Annotated in this window: 2 protein-coding genes; both read left to right on the forward strand. The window is 71.9% G+C overall.

Annotation, left to right across the window (positions count from 1 at the left end; translation table 11 throughout):
• Window positions 1-107: 107 nt before the first annotated feature.
• Window positions 108-659 carry a DUF6884 domain-containing protein gene (locus AC4IJH_RS43380; RefSeq protein ID WP_490857544.1) on the forward strand — a complete coding sequence of 184 codons (552 nt, stop codon included), beginning with the start codon at window positions 108-110 and terminating at the stop codon, window positions 657-659.
• A gap of 220 nt (window positions 660-879) precedes the next feature.
• On the forward strand, window positions 880-2,304 hold the full coding sequence (gene dndC, locus AC4IJH_RS43385) for a DNA phosphorothioation system sulfurtransferase DndC (protein ID WP_164345661.1): 1,425 nt from the start codon (window positions 880-882) through the stop codon (window positions 2,302-2,304).
• Window positions 2,305-2,338 lie beyond the last annotated feature (34 nt).

Here is a 2,338-nt window from a genome sequence, read left to right on the forward strand (position 1 = left end):
ACCCTCTCGATCCCGCACGTCCTGCGCACCTGACCCGCCCCGGGGGCCGCGGATAGCACCGCCGCCCCCCGGCCCCGCTCGAAACCCGACCGACCAGGAAGAGACCCGTGCACACCAGCACCCCGCCCCCCGACGAGGAGAGGACCGGCACCGCTACCCAGGACCTCCCCGCCCCGCCGCACGCAGTCGCCCGCCCCGTCGTGGTGATCCCGTGCAGCGCCACCAAGAGGCCGGTCCCAGACGGCCGGAAGATCCCCGCCGAGGAGCTGTATCAGGGCCTGTACTTCACCAAGTGCCTCACGGCCGCCCGCGCCATCCCTGGCGGAAGGGTCCTGATCCTCAGCGGCCGGTTCGGGCTGATCGCCCCGCACACCCGCATCACCACGTACGAGCAGCGGCTGAACCCGCGCGACGTCGACCACGCCAAGCACCGCGCCCAGGCCGACGCCATGGGCCGGGCCGTACGCCACGCGCCCGAGGTGATCGCACTCGCCGGCAAGGACTACGCCGACGCGGTCGCCGCCGTCTGGCCGCACGCGGTGCGGCCCCTCGCAGGCGCCGGCATCGGCGTCCAGCTCCAGCGGCTGACCCGCATCGCCGAAGCCGCCGACCCCCGAGCCGCCGCCCTGGCCTACGCCACCGCGGCGGCCGCCCGCTGACACGGCGGCCGCGCCGACCGGCCACGGTCGGACCGCTGGCCGCGCCCACCGTCGCCCGGCACGCCGCCGGGCGGCGGCCGCCCCGTCTCCGCGCCGCCCGGCGCGCACGCATCGCTCACCCGCGGCCCCGTGCCGCCCCACCGAAAGGAGACCTTCCCTGTCCACCCCCGTGTTCCTGCCGCTCGAAGTCGTCAAGCCGCAGCCGTTCGGCGGCCGCGCCATGGACGAGGCCATTCAGGAGCTGCTCGCCGAGATCCGCGAGCTCTACCTGGCCGACGGCATCCCCTGGGTCGTCGGCTATTCCGGCGGCAAGGACTCCACCATCACGGCTCAGCTGGTGTGGATGGCCCTGGCCGGCCTGCCGATCGAGCAGCGCACCAAGCCGGTGCACGTCATCTCCACGGACACCCTGGTCGAGAACCCCGTGGTCGCCGCGTGGGCGAACCGATCCCTGGAGGCCATGCGCACCGCGGCGGCCGCCCAGCAGCTGCCCATCGAGGCCCACCGCCTCACCCCGGCACTCGAAGACACCTTCTGGGTCAACCTCATCGGGCGCGGCTACGCCGCACCTCGGCCCAAGTTCAGGTGGTGCACCGAGCGGCTCAAGATCCGGCCCTCGAACAAGTTCATCCTGGACGTGGCCAACAAGTACGGACAGGTGATCCTCGTCCTCGGCATCCGCAAGGCGGAGTCCACCACCCGGCGCCGGACGATGGAACGGCACGAGAAGGGCCGCGTCCGCGACCGGCTCAGCCCGCACGGCAGCCTGCCCGGATCACTCGTCTACTCGCCGGTCGAGGCGTGGACCACCGACGAGGTATGGATGGCCCTGATGCAGTACCCCAACCCCTGGGGCCACTCCAACAAGGACCTGCTGGCGATGTACCGCGGTGCCTCCGAGGACAGCGAGTGCCCCCTGGTCGTCGACACCTCCACCCCCAGCTGCGGCGACAGCCGAATGGGCTGCTGGACCTGCACGATGGTCGAGCAGGACAAGAGCCTGAAGGCGATGGTCACCAACGACGAGGAACTGGACTGGATGCGGCCCCTGCTGGCCCTGCGCGACGCCCTCGACATCGAGGACGACCGCCATCTGCGGGACTTCCGCCGCATGAACGGCACCCTCATGATCCACCGGGACCGTCTGGTCCACGGCCCCTACACCCAGGCCGCCCGCGAGGACTGGCTGCGCCGCCTGCTGGAGGCGCAGACGAAGATCCGCGCCCGCGGCCCGGAGTACGTCCGCGACATCACCCTGATCACGCTCGACGAGCTGCACCTGATCCGCCGGATCTGGGTGTTCAAGAAGCACGAGGTCGAGGACAACCTCCCCACCATCTACGAGGAGGCCACGGGCGAGGCGTTCCCCGGCCGCCCCCTGGACGAGACGATCGCCTTCAACGCGGCCCAGGCGATGATCGACACCTTGCGCGAGGTCTGCGGCGACGACGAGGAGGAGTTCCTCCGCGTCCGGGCCCTGCTGGAGGTCGAGCGGATCTACAACTCCTCCACCCGCCGCGCCGGCCTGTACGACGCCCTGGAGAAGGTCCTCATGAAGCACGGCTTCGAGGACGAGGAGGACGCTCTCGCCTTCGCCCGCTTCCGCCGCGGCGAGCCCGCGAAGGAGCAGGGGGCGCTGTTCTGACCACCCGGCGCGGCCGCCGCCAGCACCTCGGCGG

Source organism: Streptomyces sp. UF-297, assembly GCF_058245575.1.